This is a genomic window from Sphingopyxis sp. GW821-FHT02C12, assembly GCF_059421785.1.
The window spans coordinates 1,158,824-1,185,095 of record NZ_JBWKVQ010000002.1 but is presented as its reverse complement, the minus strand read 5'-3'; the positions used below and the strand labels follow the sequence as shown (position 1 = coordinate 1,185,095).

The following is a 26,272-nucleotide window of genomic DNA, read 5'->3' as shown; positions in this document are numbered from 1 at the left end:
AATAGGAATGCGCCCGGCGCTGGCAGAAGCGCCCCCATGATGACCCGCAACCTCTCCGACGATATGCGCCGCCCCCGCCGCGGCGGCAACGCCCTCCCCCGGCGCCCCACCCCCTGTGCCGGCCTTTTCGGCTGGCGAAAGGATGGCGCCCCGCCCCGCAACCGCGACGACGACCCCGGCAAGAAGCCCGGCCCCGACTACCCCGCCGGCTGACCCGTCAACGGCGGCCGCGCCGTCCGGTGAGCAGCGGATAGGGATTGATCGGCTCGCCCGCGGTCCAGGCGCTACCCGGCACCGTGGTCAGCATCTGCAAATGCAGGTGCGGAAAGGCCGGGTCGGCATTGCCGCTCGCCCCGACGGTCGCGATCACCTGCCCCCGTTTGACCCTGTCCCCTTCGGCGAGGCTGCGGCGATAGCCCTGCAGATGCGCGTAATAGAGCATCAATCGACCGTCATCGGAGCGCTGATAGATGGTGAGGCCGCCGCGGTCGGAGGCAAAGAGCTTCTCGATCCGCCCGTCCATCGCGGCCAGCACCGGCGTGCCGACGGGTGCCGGAATGTCGATCGCATGGTGCGCCCGCCCGCCGGCGCGCGCGCTGGTCCAGCTGTCGACCAGTTCGGTGGGCCTGATCCCCTCGACCGGAATGATGATGGTGATGTCCGGTGCGCCGCGTCCGCTCGCTGCCCCTGCGACGCCCATCGCGAGTATCGCAATCGCAGCGCGGACCGCCGCGCTTTTCACCCCGCCAGTAGCGCGTCGAACTGTTTCACCGCCGCCGCCGCGCCCTCGGGGTGCGACCAGACCGCCCCCGACACCGCGATGAAATCGGCGCCGGCGTCGATCAATGCCCGGGCATTGTCGGGGGTGATGCCGCCGATCGCAACGCAGGGCAGTTCGAACATGCTCTGCCACCAGGTCAGGATTTCGGGGTCGGCCATATGTTCGACGGTCTTGGTCGTTGTCGGATAAAAGGCGCCGAAGGCGACATAATCGGCGCCGGCATCGCCCGCTTCCATCGCGAGGTGGCGGCTGCCGTGGCAGGTGACGCCGATCTGCGCGTCGAGGCCGAGGATGCGGCGCGCCTCGCGGGGATCGCCATCGTCCTGCCCCAGATGCAGCCCGTCGGCGCCGAGCCGTTTGGCGAGCGCGACATCGTCGTTGACGATGAAGGCGGTGTCGTGCGCGGCGCAGATCGCCTGCAGCGGTTCCGCTAGCCGCGCCGCCTCATGCTGCGCGATGCCCTTGACGCGAAACTGGAACGCCGCGACCGGCGCGGCGGCCAGCGCCTCCTCAAGCCGGGCAGGAAAATCGCCACCGACGTCGAGCGGCGAGATGAGATAAAGCTGGCACGGGGTGCGGGTCACTTGGGTCATGGCGGGTTCATAGCGACGCGCTTAGGTGCGGGCAAATGATGAAAACAGCCCGTCTTGCCGCCCCGATCATGCTTGCCGCCCTCGCCCTGTCGGCGTGCGCGGCGACCGGCGCCGCGACGCCCCTCCCCGACGGAAGCGACGTCGCGCTCGGCCAGCGCGCCTATGTCGACGGCCCGATCGTCCAGCCGGTCGAGGTACTGGAAGACAGCCGCTGCCCGATGAACGCGCGCTGCGTCTGGGCAGGCCGGGTGCGGGTGAAGATGGTCTGGTGGCGCGGCAATGGCGAAAAGCAACCGTTCGAGGTGACGCTCGGCGAATCGACCCCGCTGGCGGACGGCGCGATCCGGCTGGAGTCGGTGCGGCCCGAGAAAAGGACCGACGTGACGCTGAAGCCTGCGGATTACCGGTTCGGTTTCCGGTTCGACGGCGGGATTTAACCCACCTCGTCATTGCGAGCGAAGCGAAGCAATCCAGAGCGGTTTACGCGAGCTCTGGATTGCCGCGTCGCTCCGCTCCTCGCAATGACGAGGCTGGTATAGTCTAACGCACCCGCGCCAGCACGAAGCCGTCCCATTTCTTCGCGCCGACCGTCTGCACCGCGGTCGCGTCGAGGCGCGGGTCGGCGCTCAGCATGTCGAACAAGGCCCGCGTCCCAACGATGCGTTCGTCGTCGCTGTCCGCCTCAAGCACCCCGCCCTCGCGCACCACATTGTCGACGATGATCGTCGTGCCGCTGCGCCCCAGCCGGATCGCTTCGGCGACATAGTGCGCGTTGCTCTGCTTGTCGGCGTCGATGAAGACGAAATCGAACGGGTCGCCCGTCGCCATCGCGCCGAGGCTGTCGGCGGCGGAGCCGATCCGGATATCGACCTTGTCCGATACCCCGGCGCGCTCCAGATTCTCGCGCGCGACCCGGGCATGATGCGGTTCGAGTTCGAGCGTCACCAGCCGTCCGTCATCGGGCAGCGCGCGCGCCAGCCAGATCGTCGAATAACCGCCGAGCGTGCCGACTTCGAGGATGCGGTTCGCGCCGGCGATCTGGGCGAGCAGGAACAGCATCTTGCCCTGCGTCGCCGACACGTCGATCGGCGGCAAGCCCTGTTTTTCATTGCTGGAGAGGGTGGCGGCAAGCGCGTCGTCGGCGCCGAGCAATTTGTCAGCGATATAATCGTCGACGGCTTGCCACCTCTCTCCCATCACATCAGGCCACCGAGGCCGCGTGAATTTCGTCGATCGCGCCGCCCAGCGACGCGTTGAAGTCGTCGTCGCTCATCTGGTGGCGCAGGTCTTCCAGCAGCGCGCGGCTGAAGCTGGCGATGATGCCGGGGTTCTTCGCCAGTTCGACACAGGCTTCGGGACGCGCGAAGCCGCCCGACAGCGCAACGACGCGGAGCACCTTGGGATGGTCGACCAGCGGCTGGAAAAGCCCGGCTTCGGTCGGCAGCGACAGTTTGAGCATAACCGGTTCGCCGTCCCAGGCGTCGAGCGCGGCGAGCGTCGCGGCGAGCAGCAGGCGATCGGCGGCGTCGCGCTCGGCGCTCTTGATGTTCACTTCGGGTTCGATGATCGGGACGAGGCCATGTGCCGCGATACGCGCCGCTTCGGCGAACTGCTGTTCGACGATCGCCTTGACGCCCGCTTCATTGGCGAGGTTGACGACGCTGCGCATCTTGGTGCCGAACACGCCCTTGGCGACGGCACGCGCGCACAGCTCGTCGAGACCGGGGTTGGCCTTCATCAGCTGGACGCCATCGGCTTCGTCTTCGAGCCCCTTGTCGACCTTCAGGAACGGCACCACGCCGCGCTCCCAGAGCAGCGCCGGGACGGGCTTGCCGTCCGCGTCGCCGTCCATCGTGCGTTCGAACAGGATCGCGCCGATCACCTTCTCGCCATTGAAGCAGGGCGCGGTAACGATGCGGCTGCGCATGTCGTGGATCAGCCCAAACATTTCCTCGTCGTTCGAGAACGCATCGGCCTCGATGCCATAGCCCTTCAGCGCCTTTGGCGTCGAACCGCCGCTCTGGTCGAGCGCGGCGATAAAGCCCTGCCCCGATTTGATCTGGTCCAGCATGGCGGCATTGGCGGTGGTCATAACATCTCCGTGGCTTTGCATAGGTATGCGATGGCGCGCATAGCCACCCCGCTGGCGGGATGCAAATGCGCGCGCGAAATCAGGCTTTGAGCGCGTCGACCCCGGGCAGCGGCTTGCCTTCCATCCATTCGAGGAAGGCGCCGCCGGCGGTCGAGACGAAGGTGAAGTCGGCGGCCGCGCCGGCATGATTGAGCGCCGCGACGGTGTCGCCGCCCCCCGCGACCGAAATCAGCGTGCCCCCGCGGGTCAACGCCGCGGCGGTTTTCGCCAGCGCGACGGTCGCCGTGTCGAACGGCGGGGTTTCGAACGCGCCGAGCGGGCCGTTCCACACGAGGGTACGGCAGTTCTTCAGCACGTCGGCGAGCGCCTCGGTCGCGGCGGGGCCGATGTCGAGAATCATCTCGTCGGCGGCAACCTCATGGACATTGACCGTGCGCGTTGGCGGATTGGGGGCGAACTGCTTCGCCACCACGACATCATAAGGAAGATGGATGGTGCAGCCCGCCTTGTCGGCGGCGTCGAAGATCGCGTTGGCGGTCTCGACCAGATCATGTTCGCACAGCGATTTGCCGACATCGACCCCGCGCGCGGCGAGAAAGGTGTTCGCCATGCCGCCGCCGATGATCAGATGATCGACCTGACCGACCAGATTGCGCAGCACGTCGATCTTCGACGACACTTTGGCGCCGCCGACGACCGCCGCGACCGGATGCGCCGGATTGCCGAGCGCCGCGTCGAGCGCGTTGAGTTCGGCCTCCATCGCACGGCCGGCATAGGAGGGAAGCCGGTGGGCAATGCCCTCGGTCGAGCCATGCGCGCGGTGCGCCGCCGAAAAGGCGTCATTGACATAGAGGTCGCCGACCTCGGCGAGCGCATCGGCAAAGGCCGGGTCATTGGCTTCTTCGCCGGGGTTGAAGCGCGTATTCTCCATCACCGCGACATCGCCCGCGGCGAGCACCGCGATGCCCGCCTTGGCGCCTTCGCCGACGCATTCGGGGATGAACATCACCGAATGGCCGAGCACATCCTCGAGCCCGCCCATGACGAGGCTCAGCGACTGTGTCGGGTTCTTCGCACCCTTCGGCCGCCCGAAATGCGCAAGCAGCAGCACGATCGCGCCCTTGTCCGACAGTTCGCGGATCGTCGGCATCGCCGCCTCGATCCGCGTCCGGTCGCCGACCGCGCCATCGATCATCGGGACATTGAGGTCGACGCGCACCAGCACCTTCTTGCCGGTGACGTCGCCGATGTCGTCGAGGGTCTTGAACGCGGCCATCGCTTTTTCCCTTCGGTTCAGAGGAACTTGGCGATCACGCCCGCGGTGTCGATCATGCGGTTCGAGAAGCCCCATTCATTGTCGTACCAGCTGAGCACGCGCACCAGCTTGCCGTCGATGACCGCGGTTTCGAGGCTGTCGATCGTCGAGCTGTCGGCATTGTGGTTGAAGTCGATCGAGACCAGCGGCTCCTCGGTATAGCCGAGCACGCCCTTGAGCGGGCCTTCGGCGGCGGCCTTGAGCACCGCGTTGACTTCTTCCTTGGTCGTCTCGCGCAGCGGGGTGAAGGTCAGGTCGACGACCGACACATTCGGGGTCGGGACGCGGATCGACGAGCCGTCGAGCTTGCCCTTGAGTTCGGGCAGGACGAGGCCGACGGCCACGGCGGCACCGGTCGAGGTCGGGATCATCGACATCGCGGCGGCGCGCGCCCGGCGCGGGTCGTCGTGGATCTGGTCGAGGATCTTCTGGTCGTTGGTGTAAGCGTGGATCGTCGTCATCAGGCCGCGCTCGATCCCGATCGCCTCGTGCAGCACCTTGGCGAAGGGCGCGAGGCAGTTGGTCGTGCACGACGCGTTCGAAATGATCAGGTGGTCGGCGGTGATCTTGTCGTCGTTGACGCCATAAACGACGGTCAGGTCGACTTCCTTGGCGGGGGCCGAAATCAGCACGCGCTTCGCGCCGGCATCGAGATGCTTCTGGCCGCCGGCCTTGTTGGTGAAGAAGCCGGTGCATTCCATCACGATGTCGATGCCGTTGGCGGCATGCGGCAGCGCGGCGGGGTCGCGCTCGGCGGTCACCTGGATGCGCTTGCCGTTGATGATCAGGTCGTTGCCGTCGACTTCGACGGTGCCGTTGAAGGCGCCGTGGACCGAGTCATGGCGGAGCAGGCGGGCGTTCGCCTTGGCATCGCCGAGGTCGTTGATCGACACCAGTTCGAGATCATGGTCGGTCCGTTCCAGAATCGCGCGCGCCACATTGCGGCCGATGCGTCCGAAACCGTTGATTGCAACCTTCACTGCCATGTCGAAAAGTCCTTTCTGCGTGGGGCGAGCCGGTCCTTAATTGCCGAGCTTTGCCAGAATTTGCGGGGTGATCGCATCGACCGTCAGGCCGAAATGCGCGTAGAGATCGTCGATCGGTGCCGAGGCGCCGAAGCTGTCGATGCCGAACCGCAAGCCGTCGCGGCCGGTGTAGCGTTCCCAGCCAAAGGTCGTGCCCGCCTCGATCGAGACGATCAGCGCGTCGCGCGGCAGGATCGCGTCCTGATAGGCACCGTCCTGCTCGTCGAAGAGTTCGGTCGAGACCATCGAGACGACGTCGGCGCCATGGCCGGCGGCTTCGAGCTTGTCGGCGATATCGATCGCCAGCGACACTTCGGACCCGGTTGCGACGAGTACGACCTTGCGCGCAGCCGAAGCTTCGCGGAGACGGTAACCGCCTTTCGCGCAAAGATTTTCTGTGACGTCATGACGCAGCGGCGGCAAGTTCTGGCGGGTCAGCGCGAGCAGCGACGGCCGATCCGTCTGCGCCAGCGCCAGCGCCCAGCATTCGGCGGTCTCGACCGCATCGGCGGGACGCATCACGAGCAGGTTCGGCATCGCGCGCAGCGACTGGAGATGCTCGATCGGCTGGTGCGTCGGGCCGTCCTCGCCGAGCCCGATGCTGTCGTGCGTCATCACATAGACGACTCGCTGCTGCTGCAGCGCCGACAGGCGGATCGCGGCGCGGCAATAATCGGCGAACACCAGGAAGGTGCCGCCATAAGGGATGACACCGCCGTGCAGCGCCATGCCGTTCATCGCGGCGGCCATGCCGAATTCGCGGATGCCATAATAGATATAGCGACCAGAATAATCGTTCTTGGTCAGTGGCTTGGTTGACGATGTTTTGGTGTTGTTCGAACCGGTGAGGTCGGCGCTGCCGCCGATCATCGCGGCGATATCGGCGGTGAGCGCGCCCAGCGTGTTTTCCGACGCCTTGCGCGTCGCGACCTTCGGCGGTTCGGCGACGAGGCCGTTCAGATAGGCGTCGAACGCCGCGCCGGGGGTCACGTTGCCCGCGATGCGTGCCGAAAATTCATCCTTCTTTTCGTCATTTGCAAGGCGAAGCTTCCACAGCGAATGACGCTTCTTGCCGACTTCGCCGAAGGCCGCCCAGGCTTCCGCGACATCGGCGGGGACTTCGAACGGCGCGGCGGTCCAACCGAGCGTCTCGCGCGCCGCGGCGATTTCGTCGGCGCCGAGCGGCGCGCCGTGAGTCGCCGACGTGCCCTGCTTGTTCGGCGCACCGAAGCCGATGATCGTGCGGCACGCGATCAGCGACGGGCGCGGATCGGCGAGCGCGGCGTCGAGTGCCCGGCGGATGTCGGCGGGATCATGGCCGTCGCAGCTTTCGACATGCCAGCCGGTCGCGGCGTAGCGCGCGGCGATATCCTCGCTGGTCGACAGGTCGGTCGACCCGTCGATGGTGATCTTGTTGTCGTCCCACAATACGGTCATGCGGCCGAGGCCGAGGTGGCCGGCCAGCCCGATCGCTTCGTGGTTGATGCCCTCCATCAGGCACCCGTCGCCGGCGATCACCCAGGTGCGGTGATCGACGAGGTCGTCGCCATAGAGGCTGTTGAGGTGGCGTTCGGCGATCGCCATGCCGACCGCGGTGGCGAGTCCCTGCCCCAGCGGACCGGTGGTCGTCTCGACGCCTTCGAGCTCGAAATTCTCCGGATGACCGGCACACGGGCTGTTGATCTGGCGGAAATTTCGGATGTCGTCCAACGTCGGGCGCGCATAGCCGGCAAGGTGGAGCGTCGCATAGGCGAGCATCGAGCCGTGACCTGCCGACAGGACGAATCGGTCGCGGTCGGGCCAGTGCGGATCGGTCGGGTCGAAGCGCAGATAATCCGAATACAGGACCGTCGCGACATCGGCCATGCCCATCGGCATCCCCGGATGGCCGCTGTTCGCGGCCTGGACGGCGTCCATCGCAAGCGCGCGGATCGCGTTGGCGAGCTGACGTTCGGGCAGTGTCATAAGTCCCCCGGAAAAGGATAGGCAGTTGGCGGGATTCGGTGGGGACAGCCCTTTGCGGGGGGATGCCGCAGAGTCAACCGCTGTGGGCAAGAAATGCGCGCTTGAGGGCGCAATATTGCGCTGCTACGCCATGCATCATGGAACTCGACGAAGCCAGTCTCGCCATCGGCCGTATCGAGCGGGCGCTCAGCCGGATGGAAAAGGCGCTGACTGATCGCGCCGCCCGCCCGGCCGCCGCCCCCGCCGTTTCGGCAACCCCCTTGCCCCCTGCCGAACAGTCGGCGCTCAAGGCCGAAGTCGCGGCGGTGATCGGCGAACTCGACCGGCTGATCGCGGAGGCCGACCGTGGCTGACGTCAAACTCACCATCGCCGGACGCCCCTATGACGTGCATTGCGCCGACGGGCAGGAAGCCCAGCTGATCCAGCTTGCGAGCATCGTCGACGCCAAGGCGCGCGGCATCCAGGGCGGCACCGAAGTGCGCCAATTGCTGTTCGCGGCGCTGATGCTCGCCGACGAGACGCAGGACGCGCAGACCAAGGCGGGCAGTGCCGAACCGCAGCTCGATTCGCTGCGCGCCGCGATCGCGCTCGCCGAGAGCCGCGAAACGGCGGCACGCGACGAACTGCGCGCCGCAATCTCGCGCGAGTCGGCAGCGCTCGCCGAAGCGAAAAAAGCCGCGGACGGCGAGCGAGCGGCGCTCGATGAACTCGAAAAGCTGCGTCAGGGCGCCCCCGTCGTCCCCGCGCCGGCAGCGCCCGCGCATGGACGCGCGCTTGGCCAGATTGCCGACCGCATCGAAGCGCTGGCGACGAAAGTCGAGCAAATCCCTTGAGGAAGCGCGGCCGCCCCCCTACATAGGGGGCGGCGGGTACTGCCCGGCACGAGCTTTTGCGAAAATCCCTGAGGCGATACATCATCCTAGGGGGCTGTCCCTGCCCGGACCCTGGTCCGACGTATATGGTCCCCACCTGACGTTACTGGCGTCAGAGGATCTTCCAGCAAACGACCCACGGTGGTCCCGCCAACCACTTGATGAAGGCAGAGAGAAGGCGATGACCGACCCGTCCGCCGACCTGCCGAGCCAAAAGCAGCATTTGCGCGAGAAGCTGCGCTTTCGGCGGCGCCATTTCGTCGCCAATCTCAACGAGTTCACACGCTTTGCCGCCTTTCGGGCGCTGCCCGCGCCGCTGGAGGCGCTGGTGGCCACGCATGCCGTGACCGGCGCCTATGCGGCTTGGGGCGACGAGCCCGATATCCTGCCGATGCTCGCGGACAAGGCCGAGGCCCACGGGATCGCCCTTCCCCATCACGCCGGCCGGGTGGAGATGATGACCTTTCGCCGCTGGCGCCCCGCCGACCCGCTCGCGAAGGGGCCTTGGGGAACACGCCAACCCGCGAACAGCAGCGATTCGGCGACGCCGACCCTGATCTTCTGCCCGCTGGTCGGATTCGACCGCAGCGGTGGACGCATCGGCCAGGGCGGCGGCCACTACGACCGCTGGTTCGCCGCGCATCCCGACGCCTTGCGCATCGGCGTCGGCTGGTCGGTGCAGGAAATCGACGCGACGCCGATCGAACCCACCGACATGGCGCTCGACGCCGTGCTGACCGAACAGGAATTTATCGTCGTGACCGGAGACCGTTTGTGACCCCTCAGCCGCAGCCCAGCTGGCGCAAACCCGCCGGCATGTTCCTGATCATGGTGCTGATCATCGTCTGGGCGGGTTTGGTCGCCAGCCTGTCGCCCTGGGTCGGGGATTGGCCGGTGCTGGTCCAGGCCTTGTTCTACCTGACCGCAGGGATCGCCTGGATATGGATCCTGCCGCTGAAGCGGCTGCTGCGCTGGATGGAATTGGGGCGGTGGCGCGGCTGATACAGCCGCGCCAATCCACAGTTTTCGCTTCGAAAAGCTTCCCAAGACGCGGTGGCCATTCCGTCCGAAAATGGAAGGAATGGCGCGAGTGACGGGGCTCGAACCCGCGACCTCCGGCGTGACAGGCCGGCACTCTAACCAACTGAGCTACACCCGCGTGTGCTTGGGAGCAGCGCCAATATGCGCCGCGCTCTTGCCTGTCAACCGTCGCTTTCGGGGTGGGTGCGATTTAATCGGTCGTGCATGTCGTCGACCGTGGTGAGCGTGCCGCGCTCGAACAGGAAACCGGCCAGATCGGGCGTTCCGGTCGACTGCAGCACGGTCTGGAGGATGAGCAGCAAGGGCACCGCGAGCAGCGCGCCCGGCGCCCCCCACACCCAGCCCCAGAAGCTCAAGGACACCAGAATCAGCAACGGATTGATCGTCAGCCGCCGTCCGAGCACCAGCGGGGTGATCAGATTCGCCTCGATCGTATGCACCCCGATGAAGATTAGCGCCGGCAGCAGCGCGATGCCCACCGCGTCGAAGGTCATCAGCCCGCCGAGCCCGAGCAGCGTCGCGGCGACGATCGGCCCCAGATAGGGCACGAAATTGCACAAGGACACGATGCCGCCCCACATGAAAGGCGACGGCATGCCGAGCGCCCAGAGCAACAGCGACACCAGAAGCCCAAGGATCGCGTTGATCATCGTGATCGTCGCCAGATAGTCGGCGGTCGCGTCGACGACATTCTGGATCACCCGCGCGGTCTGCATCGCGCCGTCGAAGCTGCCGCGCCGCCGAATCGTGCCCTTGCGCAGCCGGGTCCAGCCGGCGAGGAAGAAAAAAATCACCAGCACCGCGAAGAACAGCTGGATCGCCGCGGTCGGGGCCGAGGTGATGAAATAGTCGACGACCGACGACGGCGCCTGCGCCGCGACCGCCTGCGCCGTCGCCTCGGTCCCGCTCGCCACCGACATCAAAGTGCGGTCGACGAATTTCTGCAGCGTCGAATAGAAATCGATCAGCGGCGCGAGATTGCTCTGGATGCGCGGGATCGATTCGGGAAGCCGCGCAAACCAGCCGGTCGCGGGGACGACGATGATCGCCAGCGCCGCATTGACCAGCATCAGGAAGCTTGAAAGTGCGAGGAACGACGCGAGCGCCGACGGCACCCCGCGCCGCTCGAGCCATTCGAGCAACGGCACCAACGCGATCGCGATGACGATCGCGGCGGTCAGCGGCAGGAAGAATTCGGCCCCCGCCTTGAGCGCGAAGGGAAAAGCGAGGCAGAACGCCGCGCCAATGATCAGCGTCAGCGCCGCGAGCAGGCGATCGCGGCGAAAATCGTCGATCTCGATCTGTTGCAGCGGATTGATGCGCGGCGGGCGTGCATCCTTATCCCCCCGATCCTCGGCCACGCGCCATATCTCCCTGTTAACCCGTCCTTCCTACGCCAGCTTCACGACCGGCGCCAGACGGCTCGCATCGGCCCGCCCAAACGGACTTCTGTCCAACTCTGGGCCAGAATCGCACTTTCTAACGGGGGCTTAACCAGAAATTTTCCTTTTTCGCCGATTGAGGGGTCACGGACCAGCCAATCGGAGTCAAAGATCATGGTGAATGCGCCTGTGGGGGGCGCGCTGCATCAGTATCGCATCCCTGCCATTTCTATTCTCGCGCTTGCCATTGCGCTCGCCCTGCCGATGCAGGCCCAGGCCGCCGGCACCCGCGCGGGTTCGACGATCAGCAACACCGCCAGCGCCAGCTATGACGCCGGCGGCGGCACCCAGACGATCGATTCGAACAAGGTCGACCTGCGCGTCGACGAACTGCTCGACGTCACGGTCGATTCGAGCGACCCCGCCGACGTCCCGACGACGCCCGGCGCGACCGCGCAATTGCTCACCTTTTCGGTCACCAACAACGGCAATGGCGAAGAAAGCTTCGCGCTTTCGACGATCGCCAATGGCGGCGGCGATGATTACGACCCGACGGTCACGCAAATCTACATCGATAACGGCGACGGCGTCTTCGATGCCAACACCGACACGCTTTATACGCCTGGCGCCAACGACCCGACGCTCGATCCCGACAAAAGCGTCACGATCTTCGTGCTTTCGACCACGCCCGGCGGCGTCGGCGACGGCAATCGCGGCACGGTAAGCCTGGTTGCGGCGGCGAAGACGGGCACCGGCGCGCCCGGCACCAGCTTCGCCGGCCAAGGCGACGGCGGCGGCGACGCCGTCGTCGGCTCGACCGGTGCCGACGGCCAGGATCAGGGCGCCTATGTCGTCTCCGCTGCGACGGTTTCGCTCGTCAAATCGGCGGTCATCGTCGATCCGTTCGGCGGCAGCGAGCCGGTTCCCGGTGCAACGATCACCTATACCATCGTCGCGACGGTCGCCGGGAGCGGTGCGGTGAACGGCCTCGCCATCACCGACAATATTCCCGCCGACACCAGCTATATCGCGAGTTCGATTACCCTCGGCGGTACCGGGCTGACCGACGCGGCCGATGCCGACGCCGGCGATTACAACGGCACGCGGGTCAATGTCGCGCTCGGCACGGTGGCCGGCGGCCAGACCCGTACTGTCACCTTCCGAACCAAGATCGATTGATGGAGCAGAACATGCGCCTGTTTTTCCTAGCGTTCGCCGCGGCAATCCTGCCCGGCCAGGCTTTGGCGGCCAATCAGGTCGCGCTCGACAACAATGTGTTCGTCGAACGCGTCTCGACCGACGCCACCGGCAAGCAGCGCGTGCTGCTCGAAGAGCCGAAGGTCGTCGTTCCGGGCGACCGCCTGGTGTTCGTGCTCAACTATCGCAACGCGAGCGCGCAGCCGGCGGACAAGTTCGTGATCACCAACCCGCTGCCCGCGGCGGTCCGTTTCGCCGACGCCGGCGACACGCGGCCGTTCGTTTCGATCGACGGAGGCAAGACGTGGGGTCTGCTTCCCGAAATGACCGTGCGGCAGGCCGACGGGACGGTGCGTGCGGCGCAGCCGGGCGACGTCACGCACATCCGCTGGGCGTTCCAGAAGCCGATCCCGGCGGGCGGAACTGGCAAGCTGATGTTCCGTGGAGTTGTCAAATAAGCGTTTAAAATAAGCCGCCTGAAGGTTGCCGGCGGTGGGGAAAGGCAACCAACCAAAGCCCAGGAGTTCAGCTGATGACCAAGCTGACGAATATGGGCACCTTGGGTCTGGCGGCGATTGCAACTTTCGCCTCCGCGCCGGCGTTCGCCGCCGGCACGACCGCTGGTGCCTCGATCACGAATACCGCCACCGTCGATTTCCAGGTCGGTGGTGTGAGCCAGGTTCAGCAAAGCGCGTCGGACACTTTCGTGGTCGACCGCAAAATCAACCTGCTCGTCGAAGAAGTCGGCACCGTGACGACCAACGTCGTTCCGGGGCAGACCAACGCGATCACGACCTTCCAGTTGACCAACCAGTCGAACGAAGGGCTCGACTTCCTGCTCGCGGCCACCCAGATCACCGGCGGCACGGCGGCGCATGGCGGCACCGACAGCTTCAACGCGAGCAATATCCGGATTTATCGCGACAATCCGACGACCGGAACGGTCGGCAGTTGGGACGCGGGCGACGCTCTCGTCACCTATGTCGACGAACTGGCCGCTGATGCGATCACGCGTCTCTTTGTGCTCGCGGACATCCCCACCGGTCTCGCCAACGGCTCGGTTGCGGGTGTGCAACTGCGCGCCACGGCCCGTGAAGGCGGTGTTGTCGGTACGCAGGGTGCGGCGGTCAGCCAGACGGCGGGGGCCAATACGGCGGCCAAGGATACGGTCTTTGCCGACGGCATCGGCGTCAACGACGCCAATCGCGACGCGTCGCACAGCGATGACGACGATTATACGGTACAGACGGCGACGCTGACGGTCACCAAGACCAGCCGCGTGATCTCCGACCCGTTCAACCTGACCTCGAACCCCAAACTGATCCCGGGCGCGACGGTCGAATATTGCATCGCGGTGGCCAATACGGGCAGCGCCGACGCAACGGCGGTGTCGATCAGCGATAGCGTGCCGACGCAGTTGACCTTTGCCGGGAGCAGCACCCTTCTGCTCAACGGAACGGTCACCAGCGGCACCTGCAACGCCGATGGCACGGCCGGGGGCAGCTATGCCGCGCCCGTCGTGTCGGGGACGATCGCCACGGTGGCGGCGGGCGCGACGCGCACGCTGGTCTTCCGCGCAACCGTCAACTGATCGCGGAAAAAGGAAAGGGCAGCGACGCCGGACTGGTTCCGGCGGCGCTCCCCCCTTGCCTGAGCGCCCATGACCTTTTTCCCGAAATGCCTGGCATTCGCGACCGCGCTGGTCGCGGCAGTGACGCTGCCCGCGGCGACGGGACGCGCCCAGACGATTTCCAATACCGCGTCGGCCGAATGGACCGCGAGCGGCCGGACCAGCCAGGCGCTGTCGAACCGCGTCGATGTGACGGTGACACCGCGCCCGCCCGAGCGGCCGACGATCCGCACCTATCGTCTGACCAACAACCTCGGTTCGGTGTCCGCGCCGGTCGTCCCGACCCGCTGCCAGGGCAATAGCGGAACCAGCCTGATCGAGCCCGCCGGCGCCTTCGCCGCCTTGCCGACCGATCCCGCCTCGCTCCAGCCGACCGGACGTTTTCACGCCGGTGAAGTGCTCGTGGTCGGCGTGACGTTGGCCGCCGCCAACAGCGATCCCAATGCGCGCGACACGCTCGATGTCACGCTTGAGCTTGAAAATGGCGATCGCGAGCGCATCACCTTGTCCGAAACCGCCGTAAACAGCGGCGAATTCGTCGGCATCATCAACACGATCAGCATTCCGCCGGCGCTGGTCGCGGGCGACTGCCGCCTGTCGGTCGCGCCGGGCTCGACCGTTACCATGCGCGTCAGCGACGCCGTTCAGGCCGACCTGGTCGCGACCGCCGAGATCAGCTTCCTCGTCGATCCGTTCGGCATCGTCTTCGACAGCGGCGACGGCGCCCCGGTCGCGGGCAGCCGCGTGACGATCGTCGACGCCGCGACCGGCCAGCCAGCGCGCGTGTTCGGCGACGACGGCGTGTCGAGCTATCCGTCGAGCGTCATCACCGGCCAGAGCGTCACCGACAGCGGCGGCACCGTCTATAATTTCCCGCCCGGGGACTATCGCTTCCCCTTTGTCGCGCCCGGTACTTATCGCCTGATCGTCGAGCCACCGGCCCCCTTCACTGCGCCATCGACCGCCGATCCCTCGGCTCTGGCCGGTTTCCGACGTCCCGACGACGGTTTGCCCTATACGATCACGACCGGCAGCTACGGCGCGGCGTTCACGCTCAGCGATCCGGCGCCGGTGCGGATCGACATTCCGGTCGACCAGCCCGGCGGCGAACTGATCCTGCGCAAGACCACCTCGACGCAGGTCGCGGTGCCCGGCGACGTGATCCAGTACCGGATCGAAGTGTCGAACCGCGACGCGCGACGCGCCACCGGTGTGGTGACGGTGCGCGACGCGCTGCCCAAGGGGATGCGCCTGCGCCTCGACACGGTGCGCGCCGATGGTGCGCGTATCGATCCCGTCGTGGCCGGAAACGGTCGTGAGTTCAGCATCACGCTGCCCGCGCTTGCGCCGGCTCAGCGGGTGCTGATCACCTATCTGGCCGAGGTCATCGTCTCGGCACAGCCTGGAAATGCGCTCAACCGCGCCACCGCGACCGACAATCGCGGCGCAACGAGCAACGTGTCCGAGGCGACGGTGTCGATCAAGCGCGACCAGCTCGGCGACCGGATGACGATCATCGGGCGGATCACCGACGGCGGCTGCGGCGTGAACCCCGGCAAGGCCGCCGGAATCGGCGGCGTGCGCGTGATGCTGCAGGACGGGAGCTATGCCGTCACCGACCAGGACGGCCGCTATCATTTCGAGGGCGTGCGCCCGGGCCTGCATGTCGTGCAAATCGACCCGTCGACGCTGCCGCTCGACCGCGAACCCGTCGATTGCGCGCGCTCGACGGCAAGCGCCGGCAGCGCGATCTCGCGCTTTGTGCAGGGCCGCGGCGGTTCGCTGAAGCGCGCCGATTTCCGCGCCATCGCCAGCGCCCCGCGCGCTGCGCCCAATCTTCAGGCTGTCGAGGCGCCCGTGGTGCTCAGCGATCCCGAAGCTGCGGGCGCCAATCGCGACTGGCTGACCGGGCAGGCCCCCGGCATCGCCTGGCTGTTCCCCGCCCCCGACCATAATCCGCGCTCCAAGGCCGTGCGTGCCGCGATCAAGCATGCGCCGGGCCAGAGCGTCGCACTGACGATCAACGGCAAGCCGGTCGACCCGCTGAGCTTCGAGGGGACGAGCAAGTCCGCCGACGGCCAGGTCGCGGTCAGCCTGTGGCGCGGCATCGAGATCCGCGAAGGCGAAAACAGTCTTGTCGCGACGGTCAAGGACGCGAACGGCGTGACGGTCGAAACGCTCGAACGCCGCGTCCATTATTCGATCACCCCGATGCGCGCCGCGCTGATCCGCGAAAAATCGGTGCTGGTCGCCGACGGCGTGACGCGCCCGATGCTCGCGGTTCGCCTGACCGACCGCGACGGCAAGCCCATTCGCAGCGGCCTGACCGGCGATTTCAGCGTTCCCGCCCCCTATTATCCCGCGGTCGAAGCCGATGCACAGCAGGCGCGCCAACTCTCGGGGCTCGAACGCGCGCGGCCGGTGTGGAAGATCGATGGCGACGACGGCATCGCCTATATCGAGCTCGAGCCGACGACCGCGTCGGGCACGCTGACGATCGATTTCGCGTTCCGCGACGACAAGGTAACGCGCAACCAGACGATCGAAACCTGGCTCGATCCCGGCAATCGCCCGTGGACCGTCGTCGGTTTCGCAGCAGGGACGATCGGCTACAACACGCTCGACGACCGCATGGAGCCGGTGGCCGAAACGCTCGACGACCTCAACAGCGACGCGCGCCTCGCGCTCTATGCCAAGGGCCGGGTGCGCGGCAAGTGGCTGATGACGCTGGCTTATGACAGCGACAAGGACAAGGACGATACCCGCTTCGGCGGCGTGATCGACCCGCGCGCCTATTACACCATCTACGCCGACCGCAACGAGACGCGTTACGACGCCGCCTCGGTGCGCAAGCTCTATCTGCGGCTCGAACGCCCGCAATTCTATGCGATGTTCGGCGACTTCGAGACCGGCATTTCGGAACCGCAGCTCGCCCGCTACCAGCGTGCGCTGAATGGTGGCAAGGCCGAGTATCGCGGCAAGAATGTCGCGGCGACCGCTTTCGCCGCCGATACGCCGTACCGCTTCCGCCGCGACGAGATCCAGGGCAACGGCCTGACCGGTCCGTATCAGCTGGGCGCCAAGGATATCCTGCCGAACAGCGAACGGATCGTCATCGAGACGCGCGACCGGCTGCACAGCGAGCGGATTATCGAAACGCGCAGCCTGACGCGGCATATCGATTACGACATCGATTATTTCGCCGGCACATTGCGCTTCCGCGAGCCGGTGCTCAGCCGCTCGTCGGGGCTCGACCCGCAGTTCATCGTCGCCGAATATGAAGTCGACGGCATCGGCGAGCGTGTGCTCAACGCCGGTGGCCGCGTCAGCTATCAGTCGGACGACGAGAAATTGCGCGTCGGCGCGACGCTGATCCACGACGAAGACAGCAACGCCAAGACCAACCTCGGCGGCGTCGATGCGCGCTATCGCCCCAACGTCGACACCGAAATCCGCGCCGAGCTAGCGGTCAGCGATGCCTCGGCCAAGGCCGGCAGCGCGGTCGCCGCTGCCGGGCGCGCCACCGCCTGGCTGATCGAGGCCGAGCATCACAGCAGCACGATGGATGTGCTCGCCTATGTCCGCGAACGCGAAACCGGCTTCGGCGCCGGCCAGCTCAACCGCGGCGAGGACGGCACGCGCAAATTCGGCGTCGATGCCCGGTTGCGCGCCACCCGTACGCTGTCGGTTACCGGCAGCGCCTGGCAGGAAGATTATCTCGACATCGGGTCGCGCCGCCGCGCCGCGCGCGCGCTCGTCGAATATGACAATGGCACCACCGTCGCCCGCGCCGGGCTGACCCACGCCGACGACCGCCTGTCGGACGGCACCGGCAACACCTCCAACATCGTGCAGTTCGGCGCGACCCAGCGCCTGTTCGAAAAGCGCCTCGAACTCGACGCGCAGACCGAATTCGCGCTCGGCGGCAAGGACGCAAGCGTCGATTTCCCGACCCGCCACCGTTTGGGCGCGCGTTTCGCGGTAACCCGCGACGTCAACCTCGTCGGCAGCTACGAGATCGCCGACGGCGACACGATCAAGGCGCGCACCGCGCGGCTCGGTTTCGATCTGGCGCCCTGGGCTGGTGCCCGCTTGCTCGCGACCGCGAACCAGCAGGAAATCGGCGAATATGGCCCGCGCAGCTTCGCGGCCTATGGCCTCTCGCAATCGCTCCAGCTCGGCAAGAAGCTGACGGTCGATATTTCGGTCGATGGCAATCGCACGCTCGGCGGCATCCGCGCCGGCGACGTGCTCAACGTCGACCAGCCGGTCGCCTCGGGCGGTTTCCTGGGCGGAAACGGTACGCTGACCGAGGACTTCCTCGCAATCAGCACCGGCGCGACGTATCGTACCGAGCGCTGGACGCTGACCGGGCGCGCCGAATATCGCGATGGCGAGCTTGCGAACCGTTACGGGTTGACGCTCGGCGGCCTCCGCCAGCTCGGCGAAGGCCGTGCGCTCGGCGCGCTCTTCACTTACGCCAAGGCGAGTGGTGTCGGCACCGTGCCGACCACCGAGGTCATGAGCTTCGAGATGAGCTGGGCGCACCGCCCCGCCGAATCGCGCGTGTCATGGCTCAACAAAAGTGAATTTCGTTCGGACAAGGTCCGCGATGCCATCGCCGGCCAGCCGGGCCCGATCGGCAGCGGCGCGCTGACCATCGACGGCGACGCGACGAGCCGCCGCGTACTCAACAGCCTGTCGGTCAACTGGACCCCGATGGGCAATCGCGATCTGGACGGCCGCCGCAGCGACGACCGGATGTGGTATGAGCGCGGCGAGTTCGGCTTCTTCTGGGGCACGCGCTATAATTTCGACAAGTTCGGCGCCGACGACGTCAAAGGCTGGTCGAACCTGCTCGGCGCCGATTTCCGCTTCAACCTCGGCGAACATATCGATGTCGGCGCGTCGGGCACCGTGCGTGTCGGCACCGGCGGCGACACGGTCAGCTGGGCGGGCGGGCCGACGGTCACGCTGGCGCCGATGAAGAACGCCAATATCACATTGGGTTACAACTTCTCGGGCTTCCACGACCGCGATTTCGAGGACAGCCGCTATTCGCGGTCGGGGGCCTATGTGACCTTCAAGCTGAAGTTCGACCAGACGAGCTTTCAGGGGCTGGGGTTGTAACCGGCCGAACAAATAGCTCCGTCATTGCGAGCGAAGCGAAGCAATCCAGAGTGGCGTAAACCGCTCTAGATTGCTTCGCTTCGCTCGCAATGACGAGGTGTCTCAGTCCGCGAACAGCAGAACCGGCGTCTCGACCAGCTTCTTGAGCGCCTGGACATAGCTCGCGGCGTCCCAGCCATCGACGACGCGGTGGTCGCAGCTGATCGACAGATTCATCAGCTTCGCGCGGCGAATCTCGTCGCCGTCGAACACGGGCCGCTCGACGATCTTGTTCGGGCCGATGATCGCGACCTCCGGCCGGTTGATCACCGGCGTCGTCGCGATACCGCCGAGCGGACCGAGTGAGGTCACGGTCAGCGTGCCGCCGGTCAGTTCCTCGACCTTGGCCTTGCCGGTGCGAGCCGCTTCGGCCAAGCGCGTGATTTCACTCGCGAGTTGCCAGACATTCTTGTCCTGCGCGTCGCGGATCACAGGGACCATCAGTCCGGCGTCGGTCTGCGTCGCCATGCCGAGGTGCACCGCGCCATAACGCGTCACCACGCCGCCCTCGTCGTCGTAGCGCGCGTTGATCATCGGGAATTGCGGGATGGTGCGGCAGATTGCGACGATCAGGAAGGGCAGCATTGTCAGCTTGGGACGGCCGCCGCGATTGGCGTTGAGGTCGGCGCGCATATCCTCCAGCGCCGTGACGTCCATTTCCTCGACATAAGTGAAGTGCGGGATCGCGCGTTTCGACGCCGCCATATTCTCGGCGATCTTGCGGCGCATGCCGATGACCTTGATCGGCTCGTCGGCGCGCGCGCGGCTCGCGCCGGGGGCATGATAGCCCTGCCCGCCGCTGTAGCGGAGGAAGGCGTCGAGGTCGGAATGGCGGATGCGGTCGCCCTCGGCGTGGATCTGGCCGAGATCGACGCCAAGATCCTTGGCGCGCGCGCGGACAGCGGGAGACGCCAGGACCTGACGATCGTGTGCGGGCGCGGCTACCGGGGCCAACACAGGTGCAGGAGCCGGCGCAGGCGTCGCAGCGGGAACCGGCGCAGCGACTTCGGCGACCGACGCTTCCTCGGCACCCGGCGTTTCCGCGACGATTTCTTTCTCGACCGGCGTGTCGGCGGGCGGCGCTTCGATCTCGCCATCTCCATCGCCGTCGGTCTCGATCACCGCGAGGGTCGACCCGATCGGGATCAGATCGCCGACCTCGCCCGCCAGTTCGACGACCACGCCCGACACGGGCGATTCCATTTCGACGGTCGCCTTGTCGGTCATCATGTCGGCAAGCTGGGCGTCTTCCTCGACGCGCTCGCCGACCTTCACATGCCAGGCGACGATTTCGGCTTCGGCGATGCCTTCGCCGATATCGGGCAGACGGAATGAATAGCGGGCCATGACGTCAGTCCTTCAAAATCTTGGTGAGCGCAGTCGCGATACGCACCGGGCCGGGAAAATAGGCCCATTCGAGGCTGTGCGGATAGGGCGTGTCGAAACCGGTGACGCGTTCGACCGGCGCCTCGAGATGGTAGAAGCAGCGTTCCTGGACGAGCGCCGCAAGCTCGGCACCGAAGCCCGAGGTGCGCGTCGCTTCGTGGATGATCAGGCAGCGGCCGGTCTTTTGCACCGACGCCTCGATCGCCCCGATATCGAGCGGTAGCAGCGTGCGCAGGTCGATGATCTCGGCATCGATGCCCATTTCCTCGACGATCGTCTTGGTGACATGGACCATCGTGCCATAGACGAGGATGGTCAGCGCTTCGCCGGCGCGAACCGTCGCGGCCTTGCCGAGTTCGATGCGGTAGTGGCCTTCGGGAACCGCGCTCGCTTCATGCTTCGACCAAGGCTCGACCGGGCGGTCGTAATAGCCGCTGAACGGGCCGTTATAGATGCGCTTGGGTTCGAGAAAAACGACGGGATCGTTATCCTCGATCGCCGCGATCAGCAGGCCCTTGGCATCATAGGGGTTCGACGGGATGACCGTCTTCACGCCGCAGATATGCGTCATGATGCTCTCGGGCGACTGGCTGTGGGTCTGACCACCGAAGATGCCGCCGCCGAAGGGGGTGCGCACCGTCATCGGGCAGATGAAGTCGGCCGCCGAGCGATAGCGCAGCCGTGCGGCCTCGCTGACCAGTTGGTCGAGCCCCGGATAGATGTAATCGGCGAACTGGATTTCGGGGACCGGGCGCAGGCCATAGGCGCCCATGCCGACCGCGACGCCGATGATGCCGCATTCGTTGATCGGGGTGTCGAACACGCGGGTCTTGCCATGCTTTTTCTGCAGGCCCGCGGTGGCGCGGAACACGCCGCCGAAATAGCCGACATCTTCGCCCATCACCACGGTGTTGGGGTCGCGTTCGAGCATGACGTCCATGGCGCTGTTGATCGCCTCGATCATGTTCATGGTCTTGGTGGTCGCTTGAGTCTCGGGGGCCATCATTCGGGCTTCCAATTGGGGCCGAATTTGGCCTCTTGCTCGGCGAGCATCTGATCGCATTGTTCCTTGAGGTGCCAAGGCATCTCCTCAAACACGTCCTCGAACATGGTCTCGAACGGCTGATGCATGCCGTGGCCAAGAATACCGAGCTTTTCCGATTGCTTCTGGGTCGTCTTGACCAGATCGTCGAGTTCGGTGCGCTGCGCCGCGTGACGGTCTTCATCCCATTCGCCGAGAATGATCAGATGCTGCTTCAGCCGCGCGATCGGATCACCGAACGGCCAGATCGTCGGCTCATCGGACGGGCGATAGGCGCTCGGGTCGTCGGAAGTGCTGTGGCCTTCGCTGCGATAGGTGAAATGCTCGATCAAGGTCGGGCCATTGTTGGTGCGTGCGCGATCCGCCGCCCATTGCGTCGCGGCGTAAACCGCGAGCGGGTCATTGCCGTCGATGCGCAGCCCGGCAATGCCATAACCAACCGCACGCGCGGCAAAGGTCGTGCGCTCGCCGCCAGCGAAGCCCGAGAAGCTCGAAATCGCCCACTGGTTGTTGACGACGTTGAAGATCACCGGCGCGTTGTAGACGGTCGCAAAAGTCAACGCCGAGTGGAAATCGCCCTCGGCCGATGAACCTTCGCCGCACCACACGGTCGCGATCCGGCTGTCGCCCTTCGATGCCGAGGCCATCGCCCAGCCCACCGCCTGCGGATATTGGGTCGCCAAATTGCCCGAGACGCTGAAGAAACCGTGCTCGGGTGCCGAATACATGATCGGCAGCTGGCGGCCCATCAGATGGTCGCCGCGGTTTGAGTAGATCTGGTTCATCATCTGGATCAGCGGATAGTCGCGCGTGATCAATATGCCCTGCTGGCGATAGCTGGGGAAGCACATGTCCGACCGGTCGAGCGCCATGGTCGAGGCGACCGAGGTCGCCTCTTCGCCGGTACATTTCATGTAGAAGCTGGTCTTGCCCTGGCGCTGGGCGCGGAACATGCGATCGTCGAAGGCGCGCACAAGCATCATGGTGCGCAGCATCGCGCGGAGACGCTCGGGCGCGATCTTCGGATCCCACGGCCCCTTCGCCACCCCGTCGAAATCGAGCACGCGGACGAGGCAGTAGCACAGCTCGCGCATCGCATCGGGTTTGGTGTCTTCGCTGGGGCGCGGGGTCGCATCGACGGAGGGCACCGCGATATCGCCGAAGTCGGGGGTGTCGCCCGGACGATAGCGCGGCTCGGGGATATGGAGCGACAGCGGCGGCAGGTTGCTCGCCGGCATCCGAGGCGTCTCGGGCATATCTTCTTCCCTTTTGGCGCGAATCGACGCGCCTAGTTATATTTCAACGTGGCGACATATTATTACCGTCTCCACAGGATTGCAACGCCGGCGTCAGACCGCCACCGGCGCTGAAATATGCGCTTGCGGGGCATAGGCTTCGACCGCGAAATCCTCGAATTTATAGTCGAAAATGCTCGGAGGCCGGCGAAGGATGCGCAGCTTCGGCGCCCCGCCGGGAATGCGCGACATCTGCTGTTCGACCAGGTCGGCGTGATTGAGATACAAATGCACGTCGCCCCCGGTCCACACCAGTTCGTGCGCGTGCAGCCCCGCCTGCTCGGCGACCATGCGCGTCAGCAATGCCGCCTCGAAGACATTGAACGCGAAACCCAGGCCGAGGTCGCACGAGCGCTGGAAGAGCAGGCACGATAGCCCGCCATCGCTGCGGACGTGAAACTGATAGGTCATATGGCACGGGGGCAGCGCCATGCGGTCCAGATCGGCGACGTTCCAGCCGGTGAAGATATGGCGCCGCGACCCCGGATTGGTCCGGAGCGATTCGATGAGCGCCGCGATCTGGTTGTGCCCCTGCTCCGAACGGCGGAACAGCCCCTCACCCGCCGACTCGTAGCGCGGCCAGTTGACCCACTGGTGGCCATAGACCGGGCCGAGGTCGCCCCATTGCGCGGCGAAGTCGTCGTCCGCGATGATCCGCGCCTCGAAATCGGCGGCGTTGATGTCGTCGCCGGTCGCCTTGCGATATTTTTCGAGCGGCCAGTCGGTCCAGATTTTCACCCCCTGCGCCACCAGCGACCGGATATTGGTGTCGCCGGTGAGGAACCACAAAAGCTCGCGCAGCGCGGTTTTCCAATAGACGCGCTTCGTCGTCAGCAGCGGGATAGCATCGTCCGCAAGCGAGAAACGCATCGTCTCGCCAAACAGCGAGCGCGTGCCGACGCCGGTGCGGTCGACGCGCTCGTCGCCCTCGACCCAGATGCGGCGCATCAGGTCGAGATATTGCAGTTCATAATGGATGGACTCAGGCAAGATTCGCTCCCGGCTTCACGTCATTGCTAGGCTTCATGCGACGAGGCGGCAAGACTCGCCCCCGATCCTCCATTGCGGGCCAATCCTGCCTTGGGCTTTGCCCGGCGGCGGCGCATGAAGGCGCGTCATGACACGATATGAAACCATCGAGGCGCCGGGGGCGCAGCCGGCGTCGCCCGGCTTTGTGCCGCGCGACGACGAAGAAGAGTTGCCGCGGCTGCTGCTGCGCCCCTGCTTTCCAGTCGACGGCGAAATATTGCTGATAGCCGGATTCGACGCGTTCGACCGGTTGCTGTGCCTCGAACGCGCCGAAAGCGACCGCGCCGGGCGCTGTATCGTGCCGCCGCCGGTCTGGCGTGCGGCGCTCGAGACGAAACCCGCGCAGATCGTGATGGCGCACAACCATCCGTCGGGAATCGCGCGCCCGAGCGACGCCGACCTCGCCGCGACGCGCGAATCCGCGCGTTTCCTGACGCTGCTCGGCGTCACCCTGTCGGACCATATGATCTTTACCGCCGATGGACATTTCAGCTTTTGGCGTGCCGGATTGCTCTAGTTGCCGCAATCGTGGCGACTATGCCGATTGGCGCTTGAAGTTCGCAAGATGCACGTCTAGGGGACCGCTCTGCCTTCGCGGCGGCCCCAGGCCGTCCGCAAAGATCGGTCGGGGAGTAGCTCAGCCTGGTAGAGCACTGTCTTCGGGAGGCAGGGGCCGGAGGTTCGAATCCTCTCTCCCCGACCAGTTTCTTTTGCAATCAACACCCCCTTGTAACCTGACGGCAGACACCCTAGATTGGTGTCACGCCGCTGTGGTTTTCCCCCTTTCCATCGCGGCGCAGTGTCCCACCGAAAGGTGCGGGCGCGTCCTCCCTGGACCCTGGCCACCTCGTACTCCGGTACGAGGTGGTTTTTTATTGGGCAGTCGTTATTCGGCAGCTTGGGGCAGTGCCACGGCGCCCGGCCAGGCCCGCGCCACATCGCCCAACAACCCGTAAAACCAGTCGCTTAACGGACCCAGCTTGTCGGCGTCGGGCGACCGGTCACGGCGCAGATAGAGGCTGCGGTCGATCTCGATCTGCACGGCGTGTACGCCGCGATCGGGACGGCCGTGGCTGCGAATGATATGTCCGCCGGCATAGGGCTGGTTGCGCGACACCGGAACGCCCAGCCGCTCGGCGGCCGTTACCACCGTATCGACCAGCCAACCGTCGGCGGTATCGCCGAAGCGGTCGCCGATGACGATCCGCGCGCCATGCCCCGCCTGCCCCACCGGAATCGACGGCATGCTGTGCAGGTCGATCAATATCGCGTGGCCGTGGCGCCGGCGCGCGCCCTCCAGCGCGTCGGCGAGCGCATCGTGAAAGGGGCGATGCAACGAATCGAGCCGCCAGGCGAGCGCCGCCCGGTCGATCGGCTTTTTCCACAAAGGCCCGACATCGGCGAGCCGCGTCGGCACGACGCCCAGCCCCGCGCGCTCCTTGCGGCCCGGCGCCGAATATTGCGGGCGCAGCGCGGGGGCGACTTCGCCCGGCGCCATCTGTCCTTCAGCGCGATTGCAATCGGCCACCGCGCGTGCCCACAACGCTTGCACCACGGACGCGCCGGCCTCGCCTGCGCGCGCGGCGATCAGGTCGGACCAGCTGTCCTCGAGCCGTTCGAGTTCGAGCCGCGTCGCGCGCGCCGCGGCGAGCAGTTCGGGCGGATAGATGCGCCCCGCATGCGCCACCGACACCACGATCGGCGTGGCTGCGGCGTCCGGACGCGTGACCGAAACGGCATTGGTCGAAAGGAAGGGGCGCGTCATCGGCACGGGGTGGCAAAAATCCGGCGGAGAATCCAGCGCCGCCTGAATTTGTTAAGTTTGTGGCGCTATGGGACGGTTTCGATATAACGGTGTCGCCGCGTGAAGGCGCCGCCGTGGGACCTGGGGGCTGTTATCCGCATGATTCGCATATTGCTGGCCGAAGATGACGATGTAATGCGCGAATATCTCGCGCGGGCGCTGACCAGCGCCGGTTATCACGTCACCGCGGTCGACCGCGGGACGGAGGCGGTTCCCTATATCGATTCGGGCACCTTCGACCTGCTCCTGTCGGACATCGTCATGCCCGAAATGGACGGAATCGAGCTCGCGCAGCACGCCGCGAAGGTCGCGCCGCAAACGCAGGTCATGTTCATCACCGGTTTCGCCGCGGTTTCGCTGCGCGCCGAGGAAAATGTGCCGCAGGCGAAGCTGCTGTCGAAGCCGTTTCACCTCAAGGATCTGGTGCGCGAGGTCGACAATCTGTTCGGCCGCGCCGACCGTTCGAACCAACAATAAGGACGCCCGCTGCACCGAAGGGCTTGCCAAGCGGTGCGGGGCCTATTAGGGGGCGCGTCACCCCAAGGGATGGGCGTGTAGCTCAGTGGTAGAGCACTGTGTTGACATCGCAGGGGTCGCAAGTTCAATCCTTGCCACGCCCACCATTAAAAACGCCGCCACCCCAATGGGTTGGC

24 protein-coding genes and 3 tRNA genes are annotated in these 26,272 nt (G+C 65.9%); 13 read left to right on the top strand and 14 right to left on the bottom strand.

Features of this window, described 5'->3' with window-relative positions; genetic code table 11:
- Positions 1 to 217: 217 nt before the first annotated feature.
- Both AC07U1_RS20960 and thiE read right to left on the bottom strand, forming a co-directional pair.
- Positions 218 to 700: a M23 family metallopeptidase gene (locus tag AC07U1_RS20960; RefSeq protein ID WP_495177643.1), complete on the bottom strand. Its 483-nt coding sequence runs from the start codon at positions 698 to 700 to the stop codon at positions 218 to 220.
- Positions 701 to 738: 38 nt separating this feature from the next.
- Positions 739 to 1,374 carry a thiamine phosphate synthase gene (thiE, locus tag AC07U1_RS20955; protein WP_495177644.1) on the bottom strand — a complete coding sequence of 212 codons (636 nt, stop codon included), beginning with the start codon at positions 1,372 to 1,374 and terminating at the stop codon, positions 739 to 741.
- A gap of 35 nt (positions 1,375 to 1,409) precedes the next feature.
- On the opposite strand from thiE, the gene AC07U1_RS20950 reads away from it, so the two are divergent.
- Positions 1,410 to 1,811, top strand: a complete 402-nt coding sequence (locus tag AC07U1_RS20950; RefSeq protein ID WP_495177645.1) for a hypothetical protein — start codon at positions 1,410 to 1,412, stop codon at positions 1,809 to 1,811.
- 103 nt (positions 1,812 to 1,914) lie between these two features.
- Here the strand turns inward: AC07U1_RS20950 and AC07U1_RS20945 are convergent, their stop codons facing one another.
- The 5 genes from AC07U1_RS20945 to tkt form a co-directional block, all read right to left on the bottom strand.
- Positions 1,915 to 2,571, bottom strand: a complete 657-nt coding sequence (locus tag AC07U1_RS20945) for an O-methyltransferase (RefSeq protein ID WP_495178456.1) — start codon at positions 2,569 to 2,571, stop codon at positions 1,915 to 1,917.
- A gap of 4 nt (positions 2,572 to 2,575) precedes the next feature.
- Positions 2,576 to 3,445 (bottom strand): fructose bisphosphate aldolase, encoded by an 870-nt coding sequence (locus AC07U1_RS20940; RefSeq protein WP_495178457.1) that lies wholly within the window; start codon positions 3,443 to 3,445, stop codon positions 2,576 to 2,578.
- Positions 3,446 to 3,545: 100 nt separating this feature from the next.
- On the bottom strand, positions 3,546 to 4,742 hold the full coding sequence (locus AC07U1_RS20935; RefSeq protein WP_056351267.1) for a phosphoglycerate kinase: 1,197 nt from the start codon (positions 4,740 to 4,742) through the stop codon (positions 3,546 to 3,548).
- Between the two features lie 17 nt (positions 4,743 to 4,759).
- Positions 4,760 to 5,767, bottom strand: a complete 1,008-nt coding sequence (gene gap, locus AC07U1_RS20930) for a type I glyceraldehyde-3-phosphate dehydrogenase (RefSeq protein ID WP_056351266.1) — start codon at positions 5,765 to 5,767, stop codon at positions 4,760 to 4,762.
- A gap of 36 nt (positions 5,768 to 5,803) precedes the next feature.
- Entirely contained in the window at positions 5,804 to 7,771 is a 1,968-nt protein-coding gene (gene tkt, locus AC07U1_RS20925; protein WP_495177646.1) for a transketolase, read from the bottom strand.
- Between the two features lie 137 nt (positions 7,772 to 7,908).
- Between tkt and AC07U1_RS20920 the strand changes: the two genes are divergently transcribed.
- From AC07U1_RS20920 to AC07U1_RS20905, 4 genes are all read left to right on the top strand, one after another.
- Positions 7,909 to 8,124 (top strand): hypothetical protein, encoded by a 216-nt coding sequence (locus tag AC07U1_RS20920; RefSeq protein ID WP_056351262.1) that lies wholly within the window; start codon positions 7,909 to 7,911, stop codon positions 8,122 to 8,124.
- A complete protein-coding gene (locus AC07U1_RS20915) occupies positions 8,117 to 8,605 on the top strand; it encodes a cell division protein ZapA (protein ID WP_495177647.1) in 489 nt (162 codons plus the stop codon). The genes AC07U1_RS20920 and AC07U1_RS20915 overlap by 8 nt, the downstream gene beginning before the upstream one ends.
- Before the next feature lie 220 nt (positions 8,606 to 8,825).
- The gene (locus AC07U1_RS20910) at positions 8,826 to 9,422 is read left to right on the top strand and encodes a 5-formyltetrahydrofolate cyclo-ligase (RefSeq protein ID WP_495177648.1); all 597 of its coding nucleotides are present in this window, start codon (positions 8,826 to 8,828) and stop codon (positions 9,420 to 9,422) included.
- Positions 9,419 to 9,646 (top strand): DUF2842 domain-containing protein, encoded by a 228-nt coding sequence (locus AC07U1_RS20905; RefSeq protein ID WP_262407994.1) that lies wholly within the window; start codon positions 9,419 to 9,421, stop codon positions 9,644 to 9,646. Before AC07U1_RS20910 ends, AC07U1_RS20905 begins: the two co-directional genes overlap by 4 nt.
- Positions 9,647 to 9,726: 80 nt before the next feature.
- Here AC07U1_RS20905 and AC07U1_RS20900 read toward each other — a convergent pair.
- Positions 9,727 to 9,803 (bottom strand) — tRNA-Asp (locus AC07U1_RS20900).
- Between the two features lie 43 nt (positions 9,804 to 9,846).
- Positions 9,847 to 11,004, bottom strand: coding sequence for an AI-2E family transporter (locus tag AC07U1_RS20895; RefSeq protein ID WP_056352283.1), 1,158 nt, complete (start codon positions 11,002 to 11,004; stop codon positions 9,847 to 9,849).
- Positions 11,005 to 11,241: 237 nt separating this feature from the next.
- Between AC07U1_RS20895 and AC07U1_RS20890 the strand changes: the two genes are divergently transcribed.
- The 4 genes from AC07U1_RS20890 (at position 11,242) to AC07U1_RS20875 (ending at position 19,024) form a co-directional block, all read left to right on the top strand.
- Positions 11,242 to 12,246, top strand: a complete 1,005-nt coding sequence (locus tag AC07U1_RS20890) for a DUF11 domain-containing protein (protein ID WP_187139817.1) — start codon at positions 11,242 to 11,244, stop codon at positions 12,244 to 12,246.
- An 11-nt stretch (positions 12,247 to 12,257) separates the two neighbouring features.
- Positions 12,258 to 12,722, top strand: a complete 465-nt coding sequence (locus tag AC07U1_RS20885) for a DUF11 domain-containing protein (protein WP_082545286.1) — start codon at positions 12,258 to 12,260, stop codon at positions 12,720 to 12,722.
- 74 nt (positions 12,723 to 12,796) lie between these two features.
- Positions 12,797 to 13,855: a hypothetical protein gene (locus AC07U1_RS20880; protein ID WP_495177649.1), complete on the top strand. Its 1,059-nt coding sequence runs from the start codon at positions 12,797 to 12,799 to the stop codon at positions 13,853 to 13,855.
- A 69-nt stretch (positions 13,856 to 13,924) separates the two neighbouring features.
- Positions 13,925 to 19,024: a hypothetical protein gene (locus tag AC07U1_RS20875; RefSeq protein WP_495177650.1), complete on the top strand. Its 5,100-nt coding sequence runs from the start codon at positions 13,925 to 13,927 to the stop codon at positions 19,022 to 19,024.
- A gap of 102 nt (positions 19,025 to 19,126) precedes the next feature.
- Here the strand turns inward: AC07U1_RS20875 and AC07U1_RS20870 are convergent, their stop codons facing one another.
- From AC07U1_RS20870 to thyA, 4 genes are all read right to left on the bottom strand, one after another.
- Positions 19,127 to 20,410: a dihydrolipoamide acetyltransferase family protein gene (locus tag AC07U1_RS20870; protein WP_495177651.1), complete on the bottom strand. Its 1,284-nt coding sequence runs from the start codon at positions 20,408 to 20,410 to the stop codon at positions 19,127 to 19,129.
- A gap of 4 nt (positions 20,411 to 20,414) precedes the next feature.
- On the bottom strand, positions 20,415 to 21,419 hold the full coding sequence (locus AC07U1_RS20865; RefSeq protein ID WP_495197792.1) for an alpha-ketoacid dehydrogenase subunit beta: 1,005 nt from the start codon (positions 21,417 to 21,419) through the stop codon (positions 20,415 to 20,417).
- 32 nt (positions 21,420 to 21,451) lie between these two features.
- A complete protein-coding gene (locus AC07U1_RS20860) occupies positions 21,452 to 22,747 on the bottom strand; it encodes a thiamine pyrophosphate-dependent enzyme (protein ID WP_495177652.1) in 1,296 nt (431 codons plus the stop codon).
- 93 nt (positions 22,748 to 22,840) lie between these two features.
- Positions 22,841 to 23,776 carry a thymidylate synthase gene (gene thyA / locus AC07U1_RS20855; RefSeq protein WP_495177653.1) on the bottom strand — a complete coding sequence of 312 codons (936 nt, stop codon included), beginning with the start codon at positions 23,774 to 23,776 and terminating at the stop codon, positions 22,841 to 22,843.
- Positions 23,777 to 23,903: 127 nt separating this feature from the next.
- On the opposite strand from thyA, the gene AC07U1_RS20850 reads away from it, so the two are divergent.
- Together AC07U1_RS20850 and AC07U1_RS20845 are read left to right on the top strand one after the other, a co-directional pair.
- The gene (locus AC07U1_RS20850; protein WP_495177654.1) at positions 23,904 to 24,332 is read left to right on the top strand and encodes a JAB domain-containing protein; all 429 of its coding nucleotides are present in this window, start codon (positions 23,904 to 23,906) and stop codon (positions 24,330 to 24,332) included.
- A gap of 109 nt (positions 24,333 to 24,441) precedes the next feature.
- Positions 24,442 to 24,518, top strand: a tRNA-Pro gene (locus AC07U1_RS20845).
- 183 nt (positions 24,519 to 24,701) lie between these two features.
- Here the strand turns inward: AC07U1_RS20845 and AC07U1_RS20840 are convergent.
- Positions 24,702 to 25,580, bottom strand: coding sequence for an N-formylglutamate amidohydrolase (locus tag AC07U1_RS20840; protein WP_495177655.1), 879 nt, complete (start codon positions 25,578 to 25,580; stop codon positions 24,702 to 24,704).
- Positions 25,581 to 25,718: 138 nt separating this feature from the next.
- Between AC07U1_RS20840 and cpdR the strand changes: the two genes are divergently transcribed.
- Positions 25,719 to 26,096: a cell cycle two-component system response regulator CpdR gene (gene cpdR / locus AC07U1_RS20835; protein WP_056351240.1), complete on the top strand. Its 378-nt coding sequence runs from the start codon at positions 25,719 to 25,721 to the stop codon at positions 26,094 to 26,096.
- 71 nt (positions 26,097 to 26,167) lie between these two features.
- Positions 26,168 to 26,242 (top strand) — tRNA-Val (locus tag AC07U1_RS20830).
- Positions 26,243 to 26,272: the final 30 nt, after the last annotated feature.

Bases quoted from the DNA above. Each gene is read 5' to 3' on its own strand.
- AC07U1_RS20945 (WP_495178456.1), bottom strand. From the start codon at position 2,571: ATGGGAGAGAGGTGGCAAGCCGTCGACGATTATATCGCTGACAAATTG.
- AC07U1_RS20940 (WP_495178457.1), bottom strand. From the start codon at position 3,445: ATGCTGGACCAGATCAAATCGGGGCAGGGCTTTATCGCCGCGCTCGAC.
- tkt (WP_495177646.1), bottom strand. From the start codon at position 7,771: ATGACACTGCCCGAACGTCAGCTCGCCAACGCGATCCGCGCGCTTGCG.
- gap (WP_056351266.1), bottom strand. From the start codon at position 5,767: ATGGCAGTGAAGGTTGCAATCAACGGTTTCGGACGCATCGGCCGCAAT.
- AC07U1_RS20875 (WP_495177650.1), top strand. From the start codon at position 13,925: ATGACCTTTTTCCCGAAATGCCTGGCATTCGCGACCGCGCTGGTCGCG.
- cpdR (WP_056351240.1), top strand. From the start codon at position 25,719: ATGATTCGCATATTGCTGGCCGAAGATGACGATGTAATGCGCGAATAT.
- AC07U1_RS20850 (WP_495177654.1), top strand. From the start codon at position 23,904: ATGACACGATATGAAACCATCGAGGCGCCGGGGGCGCAGCCGGCGTCG.
- thiE (WP_495177644.1), bottom strand. From the start codon at position 1,374: ATGACCCAAGTGACCCGCACCCCGTGCCAGCTTTATCTCATCTCGCCG.
- AC07U1_RS20865 (WP_495197792.1), bottom strand. From the start codon at position 21,419: ATGAACATGATCGAGGCGATCAACAGCGCCATGGACGTCATGCTCGAA.
- AC07U1_RS20920 (WP_056351262.1), top strand. From the start codon at position 7,909: ATGGAACTCGACGAAGCCAGTCTCGCCATCGGCCGTATCGAGCGGGCG.
- AC07U1_RS20910 (WP_495177648.1), top strand. From the start codon at position 8,826: ATGACCGACCCGTCCGCCGACCTGCCGAGCCAAAAGCAGCATTTGCGC.
- AC07U1_RS20950 (WP_495177645.1), top strand. From the start codon at position 1,410: ATGATGAAAACAGCCCGTCTTGCCGCCCCGATCATGCTTGCCGCCCTC.
- AC07U1_RS20870 (WP_495177651.1), bottom strand. From the start codon at position 20,410: ATGGCCCGCTATTCATTCCGTCTGCCCGATATCGGCGAAGGCATCGCC.
- AC07U1_RS20840 (WP_495177655.1), bottom strand. From the start codon at position 25,580: ATGACGCGCCCCTTCCTTTCGACCAATGCCGTTTCGGTCACGCGTCCG.
- AC07U1_RS20890 (WP_187139817.1), top strand. From the start codon at position 11,242: ATGGTGAATGCGCCTGTGGGGGGCGCGCTGCATCAGTATCGCATCCCT.
- AC07U1_RS20880 (WP_495177649.1), top strand. From the start codon at position 12,797: ATGACCAAGCTGACGAATATGGGCACCTTGGGTCTGGCGGCGATTGCA.
- AC07U1_RS20935 (WP_056351267.1), bottom strand. From the start codon at position 4,742: ATGGCCGCGTTCAAGACCCTCGACGACATCGGCGACGTCACCGGCAAG.
- AC07U1_RS20885 (WP_082545286.1), top strand. From the start codon at position 12,258: ATGCGCCTGTTTTTCCTAGCGTTCGCCGCGGCAATCCTGCCCGGCCAG.
- AC07U1_RS20960 (WP_495177643.1), bottom strand. From the start codon at position 700: ATGGGCGTCGCAGGGGCAGCGAGCGGACGCGGCGCACCGGACATCACC.
- AC07U1_RS20860 (WP_495177652.1), bottom strand. From the start codon at position 22,747: ATGCCCGAGACGCCTCGGATGCCGGCGAGCAACCTGCCGCCGCTGTCG.